The organism is Corallincola holothuriorum (genome assembly GCF_003336225.1).
Lineage (GTDB): Bacteria > Pseudomonadota > Gammaproteobacteria > Enterobacterales > Neiellaceae > Corallincola > Corallincola holothuriorum.
The window spans coordinates 113,201-135,179 of the sequence record NZ_QPID01000002.1; the positions used below are offsets into that span (position 1 = coordinate 113,201).

Annotated in this window: 21 protein-coding genes; 15 read left to right on the forward strand and 6 right to left on the reverse strand. The window is 49.7% G+C overall.

The features are described from left to right. Nucleotides 1–105 precede the first annotated feature (105 nt). The 4 genes from nrdB to DU002_RS03500 all read left to right on the forward strand — a co-directional run bounded on the left by nrdB (nucleotide 106) and on the right by DU002_RS03500 (nucleotide 2,272). Complete coding sequence (nrdB, locus tag DU002_RS03485; protein WP_114336974.1) at nucleotides 106–1,242, forward strand: class Ia ribonucleoside-diphosphate reductase subunit beta; 1,137 nt, start codon at nucleotides 106–108, stop codon at nucleotides 1,240–1,242. Further along, nucleotides 1,239–1,568 (forward strand): class I ribonucleotide reductase maintenance protein YfaE, encoded by a 330-nt coding sequence (gene yfaE, locus DU002_RS03490; RefSeq protein WP_199405157.1) that lies wholly within the window; start codon nucleotides 1,239–1,241, stop codon nucleotides 1,566–1,568. Before nrdB ends, yfaE begins: the two co-directional genes overlap by 4 nt. A 109-nt stretch (nucleotides 1,569–1,677) precedes the next feature. Further along, a complete protein-coding gene (locus DU002_RS03495; protein WP_114336975.1) occupies nucleotides 1,678–2,055 on the forward strand; it encodes a Tse2 family ADP-ribosyltransferase toxin in 378 nt (125 codons plus the stop codon). Between the two features lie 10 nt (nucleotides 2,056–2,065). Further along, entirely contained in the window at nucleotides 2,066–2,272 is a 207-nt protein-coding gene (locus tag DU002_RS03500; protein ID WP_114336976.1) for a hypothetical protein, read from the forward strand. Nucleotides 2,273–2,562: 290 nt separating this feature from the next. Here the strand turns inward: DU002_RS03500 and malG are convergent, their stop codons facing one another. From malG to DU002_RS03520, 4 genes are all read right to left on the reverse strand, one after another. Then, the gene (malG, locus tag DU002_RS03505; RefSeq protein ID WP_114336977.1) at nucleotides 2,563–3,450 is read right to left on the reverse strand and encodes a maltose ABC transporter permease MalG; all 888 of its coding nucleotides are present in this window, start codon (nucleotides 3,448–3,450) and stop codon (nucleotides 2,563–2,565) included. Nucleotides 3,451–3,452: 2 nt separating this feature from the next. Continuing rightward, a complete protein-coding gene (gene malF / locus DU002_RS03510; RefSeq protein ID WP_114336978.1) occupies nucleotides 3,453–5,114 on the reverse strand; it encodes a maltose ABC transporter permease MalF in 1,662 nt (553 codons plus the stop codon). 353 nt (nucleotides 5,115–5,467) lie between these two features. Further along, nucleotides 5,468–8,641, reverse strand: a complete 3,174-nt coding sequence (locus tag DU002_RS03515) for an efflux RND transporter permease subunit (protein ID WP_114336979.1) — start codon at nucleotides 8,639–8,641, stop codon at nucleotides 5,468–5,470. Nucleotides 8,642–8,654: 13 nt separating this feature from the next. Next, nucleotides 8,655–9,809 carry an efflux RND transporter periplasmic adaptor subunit gene (locus DU002_RS03520; protein ID WP_114336980.1) on the reverse strand — a complete coding sequence of 385 codons (1,155 nt, stop codon included), beginning with the start codon at nucleotides 9,807–9,809 and terminating at the stop codon, nucleotides 8,655–8,657. A 255-nt stretch (nucleotides 9,810–10,064) separates the two neighbouring features. Here DU002_RS03520 and DU002_RS03525 point away from each other — a divergent pair, with 255 nt between their 5' ends. The 5 genes from DU002_RS03525 (at nucleotide 10,065) to DU002_RS03545 (ending at nucleotide 12,447) form a co-directional block, all read left to right on the forward strand. After that, nucleotides 10,065–10,295 (forward strand): DUF350 domain-containing protein, encoded by a 231-nt coding sequence (locus DU002_RS03525; protein WP_114336981.1) that lies wholly within the window; start codon nucleotides 10,065–10,067, stop codon nucleotides 10,293–10,295. A 21-nt stretch (nucleotides 10,296–10,316) separates the two neighbouring features. Beyond that, nucleotides 10,317–11,144 carry a transglutaminase domain-containing protein gene (locus DU002_RS03530; RefSeq protein WP_114336982.1) on the forward strand — a complete coding sequence of 276 codons (828 nt, stop codon included), beginning with the start codon at nucleotides 10,317–10,319 and terminating at the stop codon, nucleotides 11,142–11,144. 161 nt (nucleotides 11,145–11,305) lie between these two features. Next, nucleotides 11,306–11,521: a TIGR02450 family Trp-rich protein gene (locus DU002_RS03535; RefSeq protein ID WP_158537949.1), complete on the forward strand. Its 216-nt coding sequence runs from the start codon at nucleotides 11,306–11,308 to the stop codon at nucleotides 11,519–11,521. Between the two features lie 129 nt (nucleotides 11,522–11,650). Then, on the forward strand, nucleotides 11,651–12,073 hold the full coding sequence (locus DU002_RS03540; protein WP_114336984.1) for a DUF3010 family protein: 423 nt from the start codon (nucleotides 11,651–11,653) through the stop codon (nucleotides 12,071–12,073). A gap of 197 nt (nucleotides 12,074–12,270) precedes the next feature. Beyond that, a complete protein-coding gene (locus tag DU002_RS03545) occupies nucleotides 12,271–12,447 on the forward strand; it encodes a DUF6435 family protein (protein ID WP_114336985.1) in 177 nt (58 codons plus the stop codon). 103 nt (nucleotides 12,448–12,550) lie between these two features. On the opposite strand, the gene DU002_RS03550 is transcribed toward DU002_RS03545, so the two are convergent. Next, entirely contained in the window at nucleotides 12,551–15,037 is a 2,487-nt protein-coding gene (locus DU002_RS03550; RefSeq protein ID WP_114336986.1) for a S9 family peptidase, read from the reverse strand. A gap of 218 nt (nucleotides 15,038–15,255) precedes the next feature. On the opposite strand from DU002_RS03550, the gene dnaB reads away from it, so the two are divergent. The 6 genes from dnaB (at nucleotide 15,256) to DU002_RS03580 (ending at nucleotide 20,661) form a co-directional block, all read left to right on the forward strand. After that, nucleotides 15,256–16,656 (forward strand): replicative DNA helicase, encoded by a 1,401-nt coding sequence (gene dnaB / locus DU002_RS03555; protein WP_114337375.1) that lies wholly within the window; start codon nucleotides 15,256–15,258, stop codon nucleotides 16,654–16,656. 3 nt (nucleotides 16,657–16,659) lie between these two features. Continuing rightward, complete coding sequence (gene alr, locus DU002_RS03560; RefSeq protein WP_114336987.1) at nucleotides 16,660–17,748, forward strand: alanine racemase; 1,089 nt, start codon at nucleotides 16,660–16,662, stop codon at nucleotides 17,746–17,748. 325 nt (nucleotides 17,749–18,073) lie between these two features. Next, entirely contained in the window at nucleotides 18,074–18,775 is a 702-nt protein-coding gene (locus tag DU002_RS03565) for a TIGR02117 family protein (protein WP_158537950.1), read from the forward strand. Between the two features lie 301 nt (nucleotides 18,776–19,076). Next, nucleotides 19,077–19,622, forward strand: a complete 546-nt coding sequence (locus DU002_RS03570) for a VF530 family protein (protein ID WP_114336989.1) — start codon at nucleotides 19,077–19,079, stop codon at nucleotides 19,620–19,622. Nucleotides 19,623–19,701: 79 nt separating this feature from the next. After that, on the forward strand, nucleotides 19,702–20,241 hold the full coding sequence (locus DU002_RS03575; RefSeq protein WP_114336990.1) for a DUF4377 domain-containing protein: 540 nt from the start codon (nucleotides 19,702–19,704) through the stop codon (nucleotides 20,239–20,241). A gap of 39 nt (nucleotides 20,242–20,280) precedes the next feature. Next, nucleotides 20,281–20,661, forward strand: a complete 381-nt coding sequence (locus DU002_RS03580; protein ID WP_114336991.1) for a VOC family protein — start codon at nucleotides 20,281–20,283, stop codon at nucleotides 20,659–20,661. Between the two features lie 87 nt (nucleotides 20,662–20,748). Here the strand turns inward: DU002_RS03580 and DU002_RS03585 are convergent, their stop codons facing one another. Then, complete coding sequence (locus DU002_RS03585; protein WP_114336992.1) at nucleotides 20,749–21,846, reverse strand: alkene reductase; 1,098 nt, start codon at nucleotides 21,844–21,846, stop codon at nucleotides 20,749–20,751. Nucleotides 21,847–21,979: the final 133 nt, after the last annotated feature.

Below are 21,979 nucleotides of genomic sequence, written 5' to 3' on the forward strand. Positions count from 1 at the left end.
GGACGGGAGTGCGCTTGTGCTGTTGCCCCCTCTCCAAGGGGAGAGGGCTGGGGTGAGGGGTATTTAAATGAATCGCAAACAGAACAATAAAAGCGGAACAAACTAATGGCTTATAAAAGCTTTAATCAAAACAAATTTGAGACGTTCAAGCAGGATATGTTCTTTGGTGAGAACGTGAATGTCTCCCGTTATGACCGGCAAAAATATCCGGTATTCGAGCAGCTCATTGAAAAGCAGCTTTCATTTTTCTGGCGTCCGGAAGAGGTCGACCTTTCTACCGACCGTAAAGATTTTGCCGAGTTACCCGCCCATGAGCAGCATATTTTTCTTAGCAACCTGAAGTACCAAACTTTGCTTGATAGTGTGCAGGGGCGTTCACCTAATATGGCTCTGTTGCCACTGGTGTCACTGCCAGAAATCGAAACCTGGATCGAAACCTGGGCATTCAGTGAAACCATTCATTCACGTTCGTATACCCACATTATCCGCAATATTTTGGCAGAGCCGGGGGATGTGTTTGATGACATCATCAACAATGAACAGATCATTGCTCGTGCAGAAGCGGTTTCTCATTATTACGATGATTTGATCTTACATGCACAGCTATATGCTACTGGCGGCGAAGGTGAATATCGTATCAGTGGTAGTGATACCCCCGTACAAGTCAGCTTGCCAGCCCTGAAACGCAAACTGTATCTGACCTTAGTGTCGGTGAACGTGCTGGAAGCGATCCGCTTTTATGTCAGCTTTGCCTGCAGTTTTGCTTTTGCCGAACGTGCCACCATGGAAGGCAACGCCAAAATTATCAAGCTGATCGCCCGTGATGAAGCCCTACACCTGACAGGCACTCAGCATATGTTGAATATTCTGGCCAGTGGTCAGGATGATCCAGAGATGGCCGAGATTGCTGCAGAGCTTAAACCGGAAGTGATCCAAATATTTAAGGACGCCGCACAGCAGGAAAAAGAGTGGGCGGAATACCTGTTTAAAGATGGGTCGATGATCGGCTTGAACACCGACATTCTCAGTCAGTATGTTGACTACATTACCAATCAAAGATTGCAGGCGATAGGCTTCGAAACTTGTTTCCCGCAGCGTCCCAACCCGTTGCCATGGATGGATAGCTGGTTAGTGAGTGATAACGTACAGGTTGCGCCGCAAGAAGCTGAAATTAGTTCTTACCTAGTCGGTGCCATCGACAGTGACGTAGATACCAATGCGTTAGCGGGCTTTGAGCTATGAGCGAACTCACTGGTAATAAGCTTGTAGATAAAGGGCTGGTATCCTGCATGCCCAGTAACGCCCAGCGTGATGACGCTGTTCAGCTTGAAAGCCCAGAGATCTCCGTTACCCAAGCTGCTGAGGGTTATACCCTGTTAGAGCAGCTAGAAGCGGAGGGCATCGAGGTACCGTACCAATGTCGCGAAGGTTATTGTGGACGTTGCCGTACTAAAAGAGTCTCGGGTGAAGTGGCGTATACCTCCGCGCCACTGGCCTGGGTCAATCCAGGTGAAGTGTTGCCATGCTGCTGCGTGGCGATTTCCGAGGTGGTGCTGGAGGTTGGCTGATAAACTGTTAGAAAGTAAGTGCTAGCTAATTTGTGCCTTTAACGAGTAGCAGATATCATCTGTTATCGCCACATGGAGTGGCGTTTTTGAATTTAACAAGGAGGTTTAAGTGCTCACGTCAGCAGAAATTTTTATATCTGATTACACCGAATTATTTTTGGATCTGTATCGATTCGGTAACGCGTCCAGCCCGCGGTTCGATCATATTCGTCCCATGAAAGATGCGATCATTCAAAATAGAAATGGTATTAAGTACATTTTGGCTGATGGAAATGGGATCAGCGCTTTTTCATCCGTTCCTAGTGGCAAAAAGGGAACATGGAAGTTACCCAAAGGCACACCGCTACCTCAAGGGGTTAAGCTGGTCATAGATAAGCGTCCTGGGCGCGAAAACCACTATATGTTGGCACCGAATGTCACCATGAAACTAAGTGAGTTCCATGCGCTAATGGATCAGGTGCGTGAACATGCCCAACGAATTTCATAAGGAGTCGATAATGGAAACCCTGGATTTAAAGCTTCCCTGCTCAGATGTAACCCTTATTCTTGATGCACTGCGTCACTACATAGCCTATATCAACGACTTGGACGATGATGCAGTAGATGAAGATACACTCTCTGATCTGCTCAATGATAATGAAGTTTTGAAAGGCCTTGAGTCGTCTATTGCATTGCAGTTCGCTGAAAAATTTGGAGAGTATTAGGCGCTGCGGAATTTAGGGATTTTAAATCTATTTGAAATCAATTGTGCGTAACAGCTAAGACAATGTCGACATACCTCCTGTCGAGGTTGTCTTATGTATTTTAGATTACCGCACAAAAAAGCCTCTGGTGAAGTGTTGCCCTGCTGCTGTGTGGCGGTGTCGGAAGTGGTATTGGCGTTAGACACCTGATCTATCTTGGTACTTTTCTCCCTTTTAGGGGAAGAAGGGGGAGCGTTGAATTAACCGCTCCCCAATTTCTCGCGCACTTTTGATGTACGTATTGATACAACTTAACCCTTAACACTCCCCGAGGTTAGCCCACCGATCAGCCATTTTTGGCCAATTAAAAATACCAGCGTGATAGGTAGCGCGGCAAAGATAGCTGTTGCAGCAAAATCTCCCCAAAGCGGAGCCTCGGCTCTTAGCAGGAACCCCTGCATGCCCAGTGCTAAGGTATATTTTTCAGGATCAGAAAGCATCATATTGGCAAAGGCATATTCACCAAACGCTGCGATAAAGCTGAGAATAAAAGTGACCACCAGAATAGGCAAACACAGCGGTAATACGATATAGCGCAGGGTTTGCCAGCGGCGAGCGCCATCCATGGTGGCCGCTTCTTCCAGCGCCGGATCCAGTGATTGGATGTAACCCTTGATTAGCCAAATTTCGCCGAGTACGGCGCTCAGGTACAGCAAGATCAAGCCACCATGGGTATCAAAGCCGAGAGCCGGAATAAAGTAGCCTATCTTTTCTAGCATGATACGGATTGCCACCATGCCGGTTAGCGCTGGAAATAGCCCGATAATTAGCAGTGATGTCAGTAACCACTTACTGCCTATAAATTTCATTCGAGCAAAGGCATACGCCGCCATGGATGAAAATACAATACTGATGGCAGAGGTGATAAAAGCGATCTTAATTGAGTTCCACGTCCAAAGCAGTACGGGAAAATTCTTAAACCATTTTTGTTCTTCCTCCGAACCGATGCCGAATACCAGGCGCCAATGTTCCAGGCTGGGATTGTCCGGGATCAGCGAGCCATTCAGCAGGTTCCCTGTTCTAAAGGAGATGGAAATCATCGCCAGTAGCGGGTACATCATGCCGGCAATAAAGAGCGCCAGGAACAGGTAGGTAAGCCAGACGCGGTAACGTGTATTTTTTGCTTCAACTATCGCCATGATTAATGCTCCTGTAGCTCTGAACGGGGGGACTTTTCGCGGGTGAGCCAGAATTGCCACAGACTGATGCTGGCAATGACAAGAAATAGGAACCCTGAGAGTGCGCTGGCGAGGCCATAGGCCTGATAACCCAGCACCGAACCATTGGCGAGATCATAGATATAGTTGATCAGTAACTGGGTTTCACCGATGAGCACCGTGGCATCATCCATTCGCGGGCCACCTCTGGTGAGCAACGCGATGACAAGAAAGTTATTGAAATTAAAAGTGAAAGACATGATCAGCAGTGGCGTCAAGGGTTTAATGATCATTGGCAGGGTGATAAAGCGGAATTTATACCAGGTGCCGGCGCCATCCATATTGGCAGCTTCATAAAGATCGCTCGGGATAGATTTCAACATCCCCATTGCCAGCAGCATAAAGTAGGGGAACCCCAACCAGAGGTTCACTAGCAGTACCTGTAGTTTGGCTAACCAAGGATTGAAATACCACTCAAAGCGCATGCCGAACAGGAACTCTAGCAATGCATTTACATCGCCAAATTCACTATTGAACATGGCGCGAAAAATCATGATGGAGATAAATGCAGGCACGGCGAACGGAATTAACAACAAGGTGCGAAAGATACGTTGGCCTTTAACGCGATGCCAATTTAGCAATGAGGCCAAAAGCATACCTAGGCTGAACTGCATTAATACGGTCAATAGGGCAAAACTGACGGTCCACAATGCCACTTTGGCAAGGTTTTTTCTGTCCTCATCCATGGCAAAGATTGTGTGATAATTTTTCCAACCGACATGGGTAACAAAGCCAGGACTCAAGGTCTTTTCTGTCATTTCACCCGCGTCATTCAGGTAGGTATAGAAGCCATTATTGAAGTCTGCTTGCAGATAGCGCTTGTCCTGATTGTCATACAAAAATTCGTTGGGACGTTCAGCCATGGGTAAGTTGTCGGGCTGCTTGATTTCATAGCGTGGTAGCAGCGGCAGAAACTCGCGGAAACCATACATCATCAGATCAGGTTCATTGTCACGGGTGAGAGCTAACATTTTTAGCTGGGCTTTGAGCTTGATGACGTCACGCATAGCCAAAGGCTCGCCAGATGGCGCGGCGGATATAACGGCCAGCGGAATGGCTCGTTTAGGCCCTGCTTCTGTGGCTTTATCAAGGGGCTGATTAAGGGTTAGAAGTGGCGTTTGCAACCAAAGTCCGCTGCCATCATTGAGTGTGATTTGGTACTGGTTATCAGCTTGATAGAGCTGGAATTTGAATCGTTGCTTCTTCTCTGCGTAGGTTTGTTCTAAGTGGTAATTCACAACCCTTTCGTAAGTCAGTAGGTTTTTGCTGCTGTAGTTAGTAAAACCGATGGCCACGGAATAAACGATGGGGAATAGCATCATCAGAAAGATGAGCAGCAGTGCAGGGTATAGAAAGCGCCACGCCACTAGGCGTTTATTCAGGGTTACATAGCTGGCTGATAGGCCAATAATGAGACAAACGATTGCAACGGCGTATTCACCTAACGCATACAGCCGTACTAAGCCCATGCTGAATAGTGCAAATAAGATAACGAATAGAATGATAAAGGCGACACGAGCAAGCAGACTGGAAAGAGGCTTTGTAGGGGAGCGATAGCGACCGAGGGTCGACTCAATTGATGTCATAAATATCCTTATTTCTTTTATCTGTCAGCAGTTTAATTTGCTGATCTTTATTAGTTTTCAGTAGGGTCAAGCTAAAGGACTAATAAGTGAAATTGCCTCCGTTGGGTAAAAAGTGTGATCTAACATACGGTTAACATTTAGCCCTGTCTATAGCTAATTTAGCAGTAAAAATGTGAGACTGATCGAGATCATAGGGAGGCCGTGAATCTGGGTAGTCGGTTTAGCTGTTATTACTAATCGAAGCATACAAGTCGTTGGGTTCTTGCGTGTTGTTTATCTATTTTTTCACTGCAAAAAAAGCCCTGCACAGCTAAGTGCAGGGCCTTTGAATTACTATCTTTGGTGAGCTGTTTCTACTTTTGCTCTAACAGTTCCTCGACTGGCTCTAACATCTCCTCGATTTGCGCACCGCGTCGTTTCCAGCCTAGCTTCCTAAATATGCCGCGGAATATAGCCGCCAAATCATCCAGCATCAGGTACATGCAAGGTACCAGTATCAGGGTGATGATGGTGGCGAACATCACGGCGAAGCCCAGCGCTACCGCCATCGGAATAACGAAACGGGCTTGCAGGCTGGTTTCGAACATAATCGGTAATACACCGGCAAAAGTGGTGATAGAGGTCAGTGTGATGGCGCGGAAGCGCGCACACCCAGCTTCAATAACCGCTTCTCTGATTTTTGCGCCAGCTCGACGACGTTGATTGACGTAATCTGTCATCACCAGGCTGTCGTTGATCACGACACCTGCGGCAGCGATCAGGCCGAAGGTCGACATCATGCTCAGATCAATACCAAACCAGAAATGCCCCCAGATCGCCCCTGTTAAACTGAACGGGATCACCGACATAATGATCAGTGGCTGGGCATAGCTTTTCAGTGGCACAGCAAGTAGCACATACACCAGTAACATACCGGCGATAAAGAACAGGATCTGTTCACTTTGTTGTGCCTGCTGCTCTTCTACCGAGCCACCGAGTTCGGTTTTGATACTAGGGAAGTCGGCTTGCAGTTCCGGCATCAGGTTGTCGTCGATGGTAGCTACCACCTCGTTGGGTTCAACCACCTCTTCATCGATGTTGCCCCAGATATAAACACTGCGGAAACCCCCTTCTCGACGGATGTAGCTGATACCAGGTTTTTCCGTCAGTTCGACGACGTCACCTAGCATCACCTCTTCACCCGACGGCGTGGTGATCACTGCGTATTTCAGCTCGGCAAACTTTTCGCGGGTCAGTTTCGGATAGCGCACCATCACCTTGACCTCTTCACCGTGACGCAGTACGCGCTGAGCTTCACCACCATAGAAGCCGGCACCCACCTGACTGGCGATAGAGACCAGATCTAATCCTAAGTCGTAAGCGACTGGGCGCATACTAAGCTGCACCTCTTTACTTGCCGGATCGATGGTGGAGCTGATATCAAATAAGCCTTCTTGCAACTGCAACATGGCGATAAATTCACGGCCAGCAGCATTGAGTGTGGCGATATCGGAACCGTAGAGTAGGTAACCAAATTCGCCATCATCATTGCCGCCGTTAACGTCATCCTGCACGACGAAGGATTTCATTCCGGGGATCGACGGGATCGCATCGCGCCACTGTCGGGCCAGCTCAAAGGTGTCGTAAGGGCGTAGCTCCTCATCCACCAGAGGTACCACTATTCGTGCTTCTGAACGGCTTTCATTAAAGGCCAAAATATCGCGGATCATGCCTTGGCCGTAATCGGCTTCGGTTTGCGCTTCGATTGCCAGAATCGCAGATTCTATGGTGCGCAGGGCGTCAATTGTCTGTTGATCTGAGACGTTCTCATTCATCTCAATGGAGATGCTGGGAAAATCGTGAGGTACTTTCGGACTGGGCACAAAGCGCACGTGATTGGCTTGCACTAAGCCAAAGCTGATGACTAGCAGGGCGATAAAGCCGCAAAACACCGCCCAGCGCCACTCGGTACATTGCACTACAAAGCGGCGATAGGGGCCATTTACAAAACCAAAAAAGCGACGATTAAAGCGCGCACGCCAACTGTTCTCATCCACTGGCGCAAAATGGGTGTGGGCAATGTGTGCCGGTAGGATCAGCTTGGACTCGATTAAGCTAAATATCAGGCACAAGATCACCACGACGGCGATGTTGTAAAAGAATGCCCCTTCTGGACCACTCGCCATCACGAACGGCGCAAACACCGCGATGGTGGTCAGTACGCCAAAGGTGGCCGGAGTTGCTACCTTGCGTGCTCCGCGCACGACGTTCTCGACGCCGCCGCCATGTTTTTCTACTTCGGAGTAGGCGCTTTCTCCTATCACAATGGCATCGTCGACGACGATCCCTAACACCATGATAAAGGCGAACAGCGAAAGAATATTAATGCTGACGCCAAACACTGGCATCAGCATCATCGCGCCGAGAAAGCAGAGCGGTAAACCAACCATGACCCAGAACGCCAAACGAAAGCGCAGGAAGATGGTTAACATCAGCGCGACCAGCAGCGAACCTTGCAACAGGTTCTTCAACATCATATCGAGGCGGGCATTCAAGTAGTAAGTCATGTCGACCAATATCTTGATCTCCATACCTGGTGGTAGGGTTTTGTTGCGCGCTTCAATAAAGCTTTTGACTGACTCGGCGACCGGCACCATGTTCTGATCTTTGGTGGCATTGACCGACATAAATATCGCGTTTTCACCTGAGTACTTGAAGTAGCGCTCTCCTTCGGTGAACTGATCTTTAATGGTGGCGATATCCTTGAGTAACACTTTGGCACCGTTGGCGCCGATCTTAATTGGGATATTGCGGAACTCTTCACCACTGTAAAACTGGTTTTCGATACGTACCGATACAATGCCTGAATCTGTACGCAGTTGACCCGCGGAGAAGTTTGCCGAGTAACGGCTAATGGCATCACTGACCTGACGCAGGGTCAGATCGTATTTACGCAGTACTTCTGGTTGGATCTCGATGGCGATCTCATCTTCCGGTGCACTGAAATCAACCAGCGACACGTTACTTAGCTGCAGCAGTTCATTTTTAATTTCACGGGCCACCGGTTTCAACTCGGTGAGCGGGTAATCACCCACCAGTGACATTTCGATAATGTCCTGACGGAACTCGATCTGTGAAATGGTGACCGGCTCCATTTCGGCAGGAAAAGTGGCAATACTGTCTATCCGTAGTTTGACCTTATCCAGCACATCGGTTAGTTCTTCATCAGGATAGATCTCCAAGGTAACAGTGCCCTCATTGCGGTGGGCACGGGAGATACTGCGCTTGATCTCGGTGACATCCTTCAGCGATTCTTCGATCTTGATCAGGATGTTCTCTTCGATCTCCTGTGGTGAAGCCCCCAAATAGTCTGCCGTCACACGGATATAGTTGATCTCGATGTTGGGAAACATCTGCCGTTGAATCGTGAAATAGCTGATCACCCCCATGATGAGGATAAAAAACATCATCAGGTTGGCGGCGACAGAATTGTTGGCAAAATAGGCGATTAAGCCGGTTTGCTTGGGCTCTTGTTGTGTTGCAGACATCGCTTTCGCCCCTTTATTCCGCCTTGGCAACCGCAGCTACTGCGGTCTCGCTGAGCTTCACTTCCATCCCTTTTTGGGGATATTCGGGTAGTGTCAGTACCAGTTTGTCGCCATCGTTGAGTCCGGCGCTAACGAGGAAGGTTTCGCCTTCTTCTCTGAGTACATCGACCTGCACCGGCTGTAATTTATTCTCTGCGTCGAGTAGCCAAGCAGTACGATTGCTGATCAGATCTTGTGATACCTGATAAACCCCTGATAGCACGATGCCATCGAAGGCCACTTCAACATAGCTGCCAAACTTCAGCTTCGGAGCGTCACTGTTGAGGCTGTATGGATCATCGATACGGGCGACAAGGTGCCCCATGCGGGTGGCGTTATCGACAATGCCGAGGTCGCGATCAATGGTGGCTTGGCGAACGACCGGCATACGTCCTTTGGTCATCACTGTGGCGATGCGCCCTGTCAGTTCGTTAGGTAGGAAAGCACTGTCAAAACCAGGAATAGGGAACACCACTTCGGCGCTTTCGATGCTGCTTAACTCGCCAACCTTGTCGCCAACATTGACGAATTGGCCAGCACCCAGATCCCGTTCGATCACCAAGGCATCATAAGGTGCTCGAACTTCGCAGTTCTCCAGATCGCGGCGGGCTAGCTTTAGCGCAGCTTCGGCGGATTGTACATCGGCTTTGGCACTCATCACTTGCGGTTTACGCAGGTAAAGGTCGGAGACCTTACGGTCTTTCATCCGGTTCGCTTCGGTTTGTGCCACTTGAGACTTGGCTTGCTCTTCGATCAGTGCGGCGCGGGCACGGCTCAAATTAGCCTCGGCTTGCAGCACGGCTACCTCGTAGTTATCATTCTCAATACTGAACAGGATGTCGTTGCGTTTTACCAAGCCGCCAGCAGTGAAATTTGGATTCCAATTGACTACTTCGCCAGAAACCTGTGCAGCAAGCATGGTGCTTTCTAACGGCTTCACTTCACCGTAACTGGCTATTTTTACTTGGAAGTCGATAGCTTCTAGGGTTTGAATACTGACCGTGGGGCGAGTGTCTACGGCGGCTGTTTCTTCCGATTTCTGCGCTGTGGCACCGATCGCCATCATACCTGCTGCACCTGCACCAAGTACTGCCAGTGGAACCACCCATTTCAACCATTTCTTGTTCATAAGCCAGTATCGTCCAAATTAAGTCCTTTACATAATAACGCGACAAAACCGATAACAAGTTAACAAATTGTAAATGGTTGTTATTTTGTACTATCAGCGTGTTTTCTATTTCGCACTGAATGAAGTGTGAGCTTAACGCTTGGTGTATGGCTGCCGGTAAGGTTTAATGAACGGCATTCGAAATGCCCCAATGATAATTACAATGGATATTCAATGCGTTAGCTGGGAAGTCCAGGTGTAAACTAAGGAGTGGTAATGGGTGGTGAATTTCTGGCAGCGACATTTTTTAATCTGGCGATCAATCTGATCTACACCTTGGTCTCTTTGCTGGTGGGGGTGATGGCGCTGCGTTTTATCGACAGTAAGTTGCTCAAAAACATCGATATTGAGCAGGAGTTGAAGGAGGGTAATGTCGCGGTAGCTATTTTTGCTTCGACTATTCTGCTGTTTGTTGCTTTGATCATCTCATTTGGATTGAAATCGTAGGCTAATGGCACAGTTCGTTCGATGAAAGATTATTGGCCATTGCTAGCGCTGCTGTTGATCTGCTGCGGCATTGTCTGGTGGCAGCCAAACGGCGCAACTAGTCTGGATAGCCATTTCGCCCGTCAGTTAGGACAACAGATGGAGCTGGCTGTCAGCACTATCCCACCAGATCTGCTCGATAGCCGTCGTCAGCGCGGAGAGGTACAGGTGTTAAGCAATGGTCGGCGGATCTATGAGGACGATATCAGCGCACAAATGCGGCAAGCGGGAAATAGCGCAGAGGCCACTTATCTCTGGCGTTTTGAAGCTGACGGCTACAGCACCGCCACGGCGCAGGGATTAGACAATCGGCATCATTTTGTGAACAGCTATCTGGTGGGGTATGCGCCGTTTGTGACGGATAAGTTATGGGTGCCGTTGTATACCGTGGCCAGTCGTAAAACTTATCAGTTAGATAGCCAACAGTATCGTAAACAAGATCTATGGCAGAATTCGGCACAGTCCTATCTATATACCCGTGGTGATTGCGAAGATCATGCGTTGCTGTTGGCCGATTGGTTGATTGAAAGTGGTATCGATGCCCGCGTCGTGATGGGTAAATACCGCAATGAGGGACATGCTTGGGTGGTTGCTTTTAACGAGGGTGAGGCCTTTTTATTGGAAGCGACCGACAAACGTAAGCATGCAGCATGGCGCCACTACCCGAAAGCAATTTTAGCCAACCATTACGCACCCGATCTGATGTTTAATCGCCATACCTTGTGGATCAACCAAGGGGCGACCACCACCCGGGATTATGATGGCACCCACTGGCAGAAACGTTCGCTGTTTAAGCGGCATTCTGGCTGAGCGGCTGACTCACTGCGCTGATTTTTGTTTCCCCTTCCGATTCCTGCCAAACGAGTTTGGTTAAATTGATCCAGATGATCTCACTGTACGTTTAATTATCAGGTATGACAGCCATCGTGTTGTGTCAGCTTGAGCTAATATATGTAGGGGAGGATCTTTTGATGAACAGCTTTGACCCTGAAAAGTTACGTATGACCAAATGGACCGCGGTTGGCTCCGGACGGCGCCGAAATCATTACGTGGTGACAGATGTGGTGATGGATGAAGCGGGGGCCATTGAATTTTGCACCATGGAAGAGGTTGGTTCTCACCATGAGGTCAGCGTTGATTGGCAGGAGCTTTACGATAATCGCCGGTGGCAAAACGGCTGGAAGTAAGCGCGACCTGAAATATCTTTACGACTATCGCTAAAATTCTGCGTAACGCCTCAAATTCACATACACTATGCGGCATTAAAGGCGTGTATTTACACTCCTTCGCTCGTCGAAGTTGAATTGAGGTGTCAGATGAAAGTATGCGGTGTTGAGTTGAAGGGCAGCGAAGCCATTTTGTGTTTGATGTCTTTGGAGCAAGGGTTATTTGAGATCCCTGATTGCCGCACTACCCGTTTAGCTATCTCCAAATCCACCACCACCGAAGAGGTGCGAAAGTTTCAGTTTGCTTTTGCCAAGCTGATGGAAGACTACAAAGTCAGCCATGTGGTGATTAAGGAGCGCATCACTAAAGGTAAGTTCGCCGGTGGCGCAGTTAGTTTTAAATTGGAAGCGACCATCCAGTTAATTGAAAGCCTCGGCGTTGATCTGATCTCAGCAACCGAGATTAAAGAAACCATTAAGCGTCATCCGATGCCTGTCGATTTTAAAGCGACCGGATTGAAGCAGTTCCAAGAGCATGCCTTTGCTGCGGCTTACGCTTACCTGGTTCGCTAGTTAGCCGCTTTTGTCTCGCGTTGGAGTGGATTCTTGGTTATGAATTCGCTCCCGCGCTGTGACTTGCTCTCCCCCCTGAACATATCTGCAGCGTAACAAAAACGTCATCCTTCTGTATTAGGCTCATGTTTTGACCGCAATGAACCAGAACGGGTTTGCTTGCGTATATCAAGTCATGACCAAGCGAGGAGCCCGTTATGCTTAATTTTTTACGACCAGACCCCGTTAAACGAATGAAAAAGCGCTACAACAGCATGTTGGAGTCAGCAATGTTGGCACAGCGTCGCGGCGACATCATGAGCTATTCGATGATCAGTGCTGAGGCCGAGACTCTGTGGGGCGAAATAGAGGCGTTGCAACAGTCGCGAAAATAGGTGCGATAGAGCGCCTGTTCGCCTTGGTCAGTCTCAATCACTGATGTATGGCATACGACGAAAAAGCCACCGAAGACGGTGACTTTTGCTAATGCAATAATGACTACTTAGTGGCTAAGCATTCGCCAAACAGGTGATAGATCCGGCGATACTCATTCAGCCAGCTGGAAGGTTGACGGAAACCGTGTGGCTCTACCGGGTAGATGGCGGTTTCAAAATCCTCTTTCTCAAGCTCAATGAGTCGTTGCACTAACCTAACCACATCCTGAAAGAATACGTTGTCATCCACCATGGGTGCGTTAATCAATAAGGGTTTAGTCAGGCCTTCGGCGTAGTATATTGGGCTGCTGCGCTCGTATGCTAATGGATCAATCTGCGGCGTATTCAGGATGTTTGAGGTATAGCCGTAGTTGTAGTGAGCCCAGTCGCTGACGGGACGCAACGCTGAACCACACTGGAACAGATCCGGTTGAGTGAATAGCGCCATAAAGGTCATAAAGCCGCCGTAGCTGCCGCCATAAGTACCTACACGTTGCTTGTCGACATTGGCATGGGTTGTCATCCACGCCACCCCATCGGCCAGATCTTCAGTTTCTGGACGCCCCATATCGCGATAGATCGCCGTACGCCAGTCGCGGCCATAACCGGCAGAAGCGCGATAATCCATATCCATCACCACGTAGCCCTGTTGCGCTAACATGCTGTGAAACATGAACTCTCGGAAGTAGCCGGAGAAGCCTAGATCGCTGTTTTGCAGGTAACCAGCGCCATGATTAAAGATCACCGCAGGGTACTTGTTCGCTTTACTGGCATCGTAGCCCTTGGGGTAATACACCTTGGCATAAATCGGCTGCTCAGTATGGCTGGAAGGCACTGCCACGACATCGGGGATGGTCCATGGATAGTCACTGAATGCTTTGCTGACCGTATGGGTGAGTCGTTTCGCTTTGGCACCCGCTTTTGCGGCTTGCAGATAAAGCTCATTAGGTTGCGACAACTTTGAATGAGTCAGTAATAACAGTGACTCGTCCGGGCTTAGCAAGTAGTGAGTATTGCCTGCCAAATTGGTCAGCGCCTCCACCTTGCCATTAGTCAGAGCGACGCGGTATATCTCGTAAATTCCTGGATGCTTAACGTTGGCTTGAAAGTAGATGTAGCCATCGTCTTTAGTGAGGGTGATTTCATCAACCTCAAATTCACCTTTGGTTAGTGCTTTTGCCCGCTTACCTGGGGTAACAAGATAGAGTTGTGAATAGCCACTCTGTTCCGACAAAAAGTAAAGATCGTCGCGGGTGTTGAGCCAGCCAAAGCTATTGAACTTATAATTAATCCAGGCTTCATCGCGGAGGTGATGAACACTGTCTAAGCGCTTGTTTTGCCAATCCAGACGGGTTAACCAACGGTCTTTGTTATCCCATGTGGTGAGCATCAGTGCCACTTCAGAACCTGAGTTATTCCACTGAATGGCAGACTGCGACCAGTACCAGTCGTCGATCAATGACAAGTTGCGTCCCTTATCTTCCTCTGGTGGCTGATAATCATCGCCATAGCGTTGCTGGTTTTCTTTGCGTACGGCAGCGAGTACGTCATCTCCCAATCCAGGTAGCAGGCTGGTATCCAGTTTTTCGATTTCGTTGTTGCTGAGGTCAAGCAACATAAACTGGTTTTGGGGAGCCACTTCGTCATGTACGCGGGCGCGCACCTTGACGCTCTCAATGCGACCATCGTCTGTGATGTAGTTAGGCATAATATTGCCTTCCATCGGTGACTGTACGGCTTGCAGCACCAGAATGATTTTGTCACCGCTGGGAGAGAGGCTGCTGGCAACGATACGTTGATCTTTACCCAGATAAACGGGTGACACATTGCTGGTTGGATCGGCTGCCTGCCGAGCTTTTTGGTGAGCTTCTTTTTCCGCGGCGCGCTGCTGCTTCAAAGCCACATAAGCGATCAGCTTGTGCTGTTCACGCGCTATATGATCGGCTGGCTCAGGCACCGCTTCGGGTTGTTCCTCTAAACGCAGATCAGTTAATTGGCGAATATGGCCAGTGTGAATATCTACAAAAAAGTAGTTACTACCACGTTGGAATGCTAACAAGCCACTGTTTAACCACTGTGGTGCTGCATCTTGTTCACTGCTCTGGGTTAGCACCGTTATCTTGCCATCGCTCAGTGTTTCCAGCAGTAGATTACCTTGCCAGATATAGGCGCGGTGGCTGTTATCTGCGTTGGTTACCCCGGTGCCATGACCCACCTTGTATTGCTCGCCTAGCGGAATCATCTGGCCATTGCCAGTCTCGGTTAGTGAGTGCTGCAACAGTTGGTACTGTTCGCTACCGGCGATCTTCTGTTGGTAATAGATCTGCTTGCTGTTGCTGTCCCAGTGTGGTGATACCGGGCTGTTTCCCATCCAGTCTGGATGCGCCATGATCTGCTCTAATGTCAGAGGTGCGCCGGGGGACAGTGTTGGCGGTGCCGCTTGGGTCACCTTGCTCGGTGGAGCGAGCGTATTGCTGCTATCTGACTCGGGGGTGGTAGATGCACAGGCTGACAGCACTATGCTCAAACCGATAATCACGCCCTTATTCATCTTGGATCCTATCTTTTTTTTAGTTTTCTCTCTGGAGTGGCTAAGTCACAGCCTGACGGGAAGTATACCGCAGTTGATAAGGTGAATAATCGGCTTTTAAAACCTCGCGTGATCCAGATTAGATATACCTGCTTTATCTCGCCCCCCACTATGGGTGATAATAGCCGACCCCATAAAAGCAGGTTGTAAAGCACATGGCGATGAAACCGACGTCGGCGATGAAAGGCGACTTTCGTAAAGACTTCAAACGTGATCGGCAAGTAGAGGCACTGAAAGTGCCGCCGCACTCGCTGGAAGCAGAGCAGTCTGTCCTCGGCGGCCTGATGCTGGACAATGAAGCGTGGGATCGTGTTTCCGAGCGCGTTGGCTCTGCTGACTTTTATCAGCGTTCGCACCGTCTTATCTTTGAAGCGATGGCGCGTCTGGTGGAAACCGGCCAGCCCATTGACCTGTTGACCATCTCCGAAACGCTGGAAAATGAAACCCTGCTGGAAGAAGCGGGTGGTTTTGCCTATCTGGGAGAGATGGCCAAGAACACTCCCAGTGCCGCCAATATTAACGCCTACGCCGAGATTGTTCGCGAGCGTGCTGTGGTCCGCGAAATGATCAGCGTGGCGAATGAGATCGCAGAAGCGGGTTTTGACACCGAAGGTCGCGATAGCGCCGAACTGTTGAACTTGGCAGAGTCGAAGGTGTTTGCCATTGCTGAACGTCGTGCCAATAAGGGTGACGAGGGCCCGCAGGATCTGAACTCGATTTTGGGCAAAACTGTCTCCAAAATCGAAGAGCTGTTTAATAACCCCCACGACGGTATTACCGGCGTGTCATCGGGCTTCTCTGATCTGGATAAAATGACCAGTGGCTTCCAAGGTTCGGATCTGATTATTGTTGCTGCCCGTCCTTCCATGGGTAAAACCACGTTTGCGATGAACCTGTGTGAAAACGCCTCATTGATGAATGATAAGCCGGTGCTGATTTTCTCGTTAGAGATGCCCTCAGATCAGATCATGATGCGTATGTTAGCCTCCCTTAGCCGCGTCGATCAGACCCGAGTGCGTACGGGTCAGTTGGAAGATGAAGATTGGGCGCGCATCTCCTCGACCATGGGGATGATGATGGAACAGGGGAAGATGTATATCGATGACTCTTCCGGTTTATCGCCCACCGAAGTGCGCTCCCGAGCGCGGCGTATTGCCCGCGAGCACGGTGGTTTAAGTATGATCATGATCGATTACCTGCAGCTTATGCAGGTGCCGGGCATGAGTGAAAACCGAACCTTGGAGATCGCGGAGATCTCGCGCTCTTTGAAGGCGCTGGCGAAAGAGTTGAACGTGCCAGTGATCGCGCTGTCTCAGTTAAACCGTTCATTGGAGCAACGGGCCGACAAACGGCCGGTGAACTCCGACTTGCGTGAATCGGGTGCGATTGAGCAGGATGCCGATCTGATTATGTTTATCTATCGTGATGAAGTGTACAACGATGACAGTCCTGATAAAGGGACCGCAGAGATCATCATTGGTAAGCAGCGTAATGGCCCTATTGGTCGTGTGCGGCTTACTTTCCAAGGCCACTTTTCGCGCTTCGACAATTACGCAGGCCCTCAGCCAGAGGAGCTGTAACACTTGCTCACCGCCCACGCTGTTATTGATCTCGATGCCTTGCGCCACAATATGGCGCAGGTGCGTAGGTATGCTCCCCATAGTCAGGTATTGGCGGTCATCAAGGCCAATGGTTACGGCCACGGTGCATTGGCTGTGGCGGAAGCCTTGGCGGAACAGGCCGACGCCTTTGCTGTGGCACGATTAGAAGAAGCGTTGAAACTGCGCAAGGGCGGTATTGAACTGCCTATTGTGTTGCTTGAAGGAGTGTTTGATCCCGGTGAATTGGGGGTGGCTGCTGCCCACGGCTGTCAGCTCGGTGTCCATAGTTTGTCACAACTTGAAACCTTGGAACGGGCGCATCTGCATCAGCCGGTCACTGTTTGGCTGAAAGTTGATACCGGGATGCATCGCTTAGGTGTGGAGCCGGAGCAGTTTCAGCATTTTTATCAGCGTCTGCTGCAAACGCCATCGGTCAACGAGATCGTTTTGATGAGCCATTTCGCCAGTGCCGATGAGCCTGAAACCGGTCAAACCCAAGCACAGCTAGCTGAGTTTCAACGGTGTTGCCAAGGCCTATCTAAACAACCTTTATGCTCTCTGGCTAATTCCGCTGCCATTATCAATGAACCGCTAGCGCAACGTGACTGGGTACGCCCCGGCATCATGTTGTATGGTGCCAGCCCCTTTGCAGGGCGCAGTGCTGCCTCGTTAGGTCTAAAACCGGCAATGACCCTTAAATCACGGGTGATCGCTGTGCGAGATCTAAAAGCCGGTGGTGCGGTCGGCTATGGTGCCAGCTGGACAGCAGAGCAAGACACGCGCTTGGCCGTTGTCGCCATGGGTTATGGTGATGGTTATCCCCGCCATGTCCCTAACCAAACTCCGGTATTAATTAACGGCGTGCGTTACCCGATCGTGGGTCGAGTCTCTATGGATATGATCACCGTTGATATCGGTGATGCAGAGATTAGCGAAGGTGATGAAGTGGTATTGTGGGGCAGCGAACTGTCAGTAGATGAGATCGCCGCGCTGTCTGGCACCCTAGGCTATGAGCTGCTGTGCAATGTTACCTCGCGGGTGGTGTATCACTATCAGAATGGCGCTGCATAGAACGGGCTGAGCGACTTGCTGGGGGTTATCGCCGGTTCGCTTTAGCGGATGATGAGTGTGGCACCCCAAGCCAATGACTCCTGTGTAGCGCTCTCTTGTTCATACCGAGTAAATGTCGTGTAATTGCCGTTGCGCCCCAGCTACCAGTCAACTCTTTTGCGCTTACCATCCTCCTTTGGGCGGCTCAATTTCGTAAGATTGTGTTCAATAGCGTACTTTAGTAAAGGTGACTCATTAGCCCCATCTAGCGGTTTGCTGCGTTACTACTGAGTATCGCCGGGCTGTCGAGCCTGAAATTTTTAACTGCTTGCAAGGAGAGCAGCCGTTGTTGTCTTATCTTGGTGAAGGTATACGCCTGCAACTCGTTTTGTTACTCACACTGTTTATTGGTGGCTGTACCGCTAACTCGTGGCGCTATCTGCCGGAACACGATGAGATCCCCACATCGATTTATGTGGTTGGCCATGGTTGGCATACTGGGATTGTTGTGCCTAGCCATCTGCTTGGTGCTAAATTCGACTTTCTGCAACAACAATTGCCCAATGCGAATTATTTTGAATTTGGCTGGGGTGATAAAGGTTTCTATCAGGCGGAGGAGATCACTTCCGGCCTTACTGTGCAGGCCATTTTCTGGCCTACCGAGAGCGTGATGCATGTGGTGTCGTTGCCAACCGAGCCAGCGAGTTATTTTCCCCAGAGTGAAGTGATTGAACTGAAACTCTCGCACCAGGCTATTGAGCATCTGCTGGATGGTATCGCTGCCAGCTTTGCTAAAAATAAGCATGGAGCTCCAACTAAAACCCGCCCAGGCCTCTATGGCCGCAGTTGGTTTTATATCGGCGAAGGCAATTACTACATGACTAACACTTGCAATAGCTGGGTGGCGAGAATGCTTGATCAGGCGGGGGTGCCGATCCGTACGACGCTGACATTGACCGCAAGTAGCGTGTTATCGCAAACGCAAGACGCATTGGATGAATATCTTTGTTGCTTGTCGCAAAGTACAACAGTAACGAGCGCCATTTGAGCCGAAGTCACAATCGCTGATGGTTGGCGTTTTGGCTGGGGTAAGATGGATAATCTTCAGATTGGCTTTGCCTGTTTTACCATCGGCAGCGCAAGAGTGACGCGCGTGAAGGCAGATATAAGTCATCTGGCCAAGGAGCATCGAATGAAGCGTTGGTCGTGAAGTTGTTCTTTGGGGGATGCGAATTACTGAGCGAATAAGCGAGAGGCGTAAAAAAAACGTATCAGATAAGCAGAAGACGCGACCTATTCGGCGGGTGAATGTATTATGTCGAGATTAGCGACTTTTTCCGAGAGCCAACATGAGCGATAACGTCAACTACACCAATAACCCTCTCCATGGCGTCGGTTTAAAAACCCTGTTGACGGAGATCGTTGACCAGTATGGCTTTCAGCTCATCAATGCCTACCTCAACATCAACTGTTTTAAGACTAATCCCAGCATTGAATCCTGCGAAAAATTTTTAAAGAAGACAGAGTGGGCGCGGCACAAAGTTGAAGCCTTTTATCTGTATGAATTTAAGAATCTACCTCGGGCATCAGATGAGCAGTTTGCCTTGCCGCCGCGCGAGCGGGTCGTGCCAGAAGGACAAACACCAAGAGAGCCGAAAGCTCTTAGCTTTGAGGACGCCCAGCGTATGCACGAACGGCGAGCAAAAAGGGCCGAAGAGCGGCGCATGGAGCGAGGCAGCCGAGCTGGTGGCGGCAGAGGCCGTGCACAAGGGCGTGGCGGGAATACCCGACACTCTCGAGGTCGCGATACTGAGGGCAGATCATCTGCGAACGAAAGCACAACCGCCGACGGTAAATACGATCCTTGGGCGAATTGGAAAAATAAGCAAAAATAGTTAGTTCAGTACCTTTAGCTGGGCGAACGAACGCTTGGCTCTCACTTAAACTTATGATTAAACCAAGGGACTTTTTTTTATGTCGATACGGATGTTATTCATCGCATTTTTCAGTTTTTTAGTCGTTGCTTGTGGCGGCAGTGGCAGTTCGCTTAACTCAACCAGAGAAGAGATCACTATCGCTTCCTACCAATCCCCCTGTTATGGCGAGTCGCAGCGACTCTGCCTGGTGCGGTTGGAATTTGGTGGCGAAGAGTTGTTTTACGAAGAGATTGAAGATTTTAATCATGTGTGGGGTCATACCTACGAGCTATCTGTTTTGGTAACAAAGCTAGATGAGCCCGCCGAGGATGGTTCTGATGTCAGTTACTCGCTGGATGAGGTGTTGAGTCGTGTTGAAGATGAAATAGCCACTGAATATGCATATGAAGAGGTGGAGTTGTTAGAGTCCACCTTTACTGTCGACAATGATATTTACTACTTTCTTGGTCAGCCATTTGAGTGCGCTACCGATGTGGACTGCGATGGACTGGTCGATATGAACAATAGTGGTGGCTTGGTGAATGTTACTTTCGAATACCTTGGTGCTGGCGAAATCGCATTGATCGCTTGGGATTAAGGTCGTCGTCATAGACGGGTCAGCAGCGAAGGTGTAGCCATGAATTTAAATCAGGTGACCTTGCCTGTGTCTGATATGGATATGGCGACACAGTTTTACCGTACTTTGGGGTTTACCCAGATTGTCGACACGCCGCACTACGCTCGATTTGAGTGCCCACAGGGCGGCGCAACTTTTTCATTGGCTGTGGAGTCAGCAGAGTTTAACAGTGGCGCTGTTATCTACTTTGAGCATGAAGCGTTAGATGAGTGGGTGGCAAGGTTGCAGGCCAAAGGGATTGAGTTTGAACAGCTGCCCACCGACCAGCGTTATCTCTGGCGTGAGGCGATCCTGCATGATCCTTCCGGCAACAAAATCAAACTGTATTGGGCCGGTGAAAATCGCCTAAATCCGCCTTGGCGGGTGGAAAGGCGAGACTAGCCTAAACTGCTGACCTTGAGCAACTACGGCACTTTAAAGAATGCACGACTAAGCGCCGCAGTGATTATTGCAGCGCTTTTTTTCGGCTTATTCGCTAAAACGCGGGTAATCGGTAAAGCCTTTGGCACCGCCACCAAACAGGGTGTCGGGGTTGTGCTTATTCCATGGTTGACCAAGCCTAATGCGGTTTGGCAGGTCAGGGTTGGCGACAAATGGTCGACCAAAAGCAATCATATCGGCAAGGCCATTCTCTATCGCATCCTCTGCCCGCTCCGCTGAGTATTTGCCGGCATAGATAAGTACCCCGCTAAAGGCATCGCGTAGTGCTTGTTTGAAGCCGGATGACATCTCTGGTGCATCCTCCCAATCGGCTTCTGCAATGTGCAGATAGACGATGCCATGTTCGTTCAATAGCTTGGCTGCCGCCGTGTAAGTCTGTTCTGGATCAGCGTCAACGGTGCCATTGAGTGTCGTCAGCGGTGCCAGTCGCACACCGACCTTGTCGGCGCCAATGGCATCCACCATCGCCACGACCACTTCGTCGAGGAAGCGTAGGCGATTCTCCAAACTGCCACCATATTGGTCGCTGCGCTGGTTAGATTCAGAATCGATAAATTGATTGATCAAATAACCATTGGCTGCATGCAACTCAATGCCATCGAAGCCCGCAGCTATTGCGTTCAGTGCTGCTTGTTTGAACTGAGCGATAACCTGTTGGATCTCATCGATACTCATTGCTCGGGGTTCAACGACATCAACAAAGCCTGGTTCATCGGTACCATTGTCGATAAACACTTTCACGTTTTCCGCTTTCATTGCCGATGATGAGATCGGCTGTTGTCCGGCGATATTATCTGGATGGGTGACACGGCCTACATGCCACAATTGAGCAAAGATAACCCCGTTGGCCTGATGCACGGCATCGGTGACCTTGTGCCAACCGGCGATCTGTTCCTGGCAATAAATACCGGGAGTCCAGGCATAGCCTTTGCCCATTTCCGATACCTGGGTACCCTCACTGATAATCAGTCCGGCCGTGGCGCGCTGGCCGTAGTACTGCGCCATTAAATCATTGGCGACGTCACCGGGTTGGGATGCGCGAGAGCGAGTCATTGGCGGCATCACTATGCGATTGCTGAGGCTGTGTTTTCCCAGCGAAATAGCGTTAAAAAGGGCGGTGGTCATCGGCGTCACTCCAGCGGAATAGGAAGCTGACAGTGTAGAGACTAATTTCTGTTGATTAAGAGCGATAGTCACAACTCATTTTTGCCATTACAGCAATAAACTTTCTGGCTAACGAGGGGCAAAAGTTGAACAA

What these genes read in the sequence shown, in the direction of transcription:
- DU002_RS03570 (WP_114336989.1), top strand. Translation starts at nt 19,077, where the DNA reads ATGAGCGATAACGTCAACTACACCAATAACCCTCTCCATGGCGTCGGT.
- malF (WP_114336978.1), bottom strand. Translation starts at nt 5,114, where the DNA reads ATGACATCAATTGAGTCGACCCTCGGTCGCTATCGCTCCCCTACAAAG.
- yfaE (WP_199405157.1), top strand. Translation starts at nt 1,239, where the DNA reads ATGAGCGAACTCACTGGTAATAAGCTTGTAGATAAAGGGCTGGTATCC.
- dnaB (WP_114337375.1), top strand. Translation starts at nt 15,256, where the DNA reads ATGAAAGGCGACTTTCGTAAAGACTTCAAACGTGATCGGCAAGTAGAG.
- DU002_RS03575 (WP_114336990.1), top strand. Translation starts at nt 19,702, where the DNA reads ATGTCGATACGGATGTTATTCATCGCATTTTTCAGTTTTTTAGTCGTT.
- malG (WP_114336977.1), bottom strand. Translation starts at nt 3,450, where the DNA reads ATGGCGATAGTTGAAGCAAAAAATACACGTTACCGCGTCTGGCTTACC.
- DU002_RS03515 (WP_114336979.1), bottom strand. Translation starts at nt 8,641, where the DNA reads ATGTCTGCAACACAACAAGAGCCCAAGCAAACCGGCTTAATCGCCTAT.
- DU002_RS03585 (WP_114336992.1), bottom strand. Translation starts at nt 21,846, where the DNA reads ATGACCACCGCCCTTTTTAACGCTATTTCGCTGGGAAAACACAGCCTC.
- DU002_RS03500 (WP_114336976.1), top strand. Translation starts at nt 2,066, where the DNA reads ATGGAAACCCTGGATTTAAAGCTTCCCTGCTCAGATGTAACCCTTATT.
- DU002_RS03540 (WP_114336984.1), top strand. Translation starts at nt 11,651, where the DNA reads ATGAAAGTATGCGGTGTTGAGTTGAAGGGCAGCGAAGCCATTTTGTGT.
- DU002_RS03580 (WP_114336991.1), top strand. Translation starts at nt 20,281, where the DNA reads ATGAATTTAAATCAGGTGACCTTGCCTGTGTCTGATATGGATATGGCG.
- DU002_RS03525 (WP_114336981.1), top strand. Translation starts at nt 10,065, where the DNA reads ATGGGTGGTGAATTTCTGGCAGCGACATTTTTTAATCTGGCGATCAAT.
- DU002_RS03520 (WP_114336980.1), bottom strand. Translation starts at nt 9,809, where the DNA reads ATGAACAAGAAATGGTTGAAATGGGTGGTTCCACTGGCAGTACTTGGT.
- nrdB (WP_114336974.1), top strand. Translation starts at nt 106, where the DNA reads ATGGCTTATAAAAGCTTTAATCAAAACAAATTTGAGACGTTCAAGCAG.
- DU002_RS03550 (WP_114336986.1), bottom strand. Translation starts at nt 15,037, where the DNA reads ATGAATAAGGGCGTGATTATCGGTTTGAGCATAGTGCTGTCAGCCTGT.
- DU002_RS03530 (WP_114336982.1), top strand. Translation starts at nt 10,317, where the DNA reads ATGAAAGATTATTGGCCATTGCTAGCGCTGCTGTTGATCTGCTGCGGC.
- DU002_RS03535 (WP_158537949.1), top strand. Translation starts at nt 11,306, where the DNA reads ATGAACAGCTTTGACCCTGAAAAGTTACGTATGACCAAATGGACCGCG.
- DU002_RS03545 (WP_114336985.1), top strand. Translation starts at nt 12,271, where the DNA reads ATGCTTAATTTTTTACGACCAGACCCCGTTAAACGAATGAAAAAGCGC.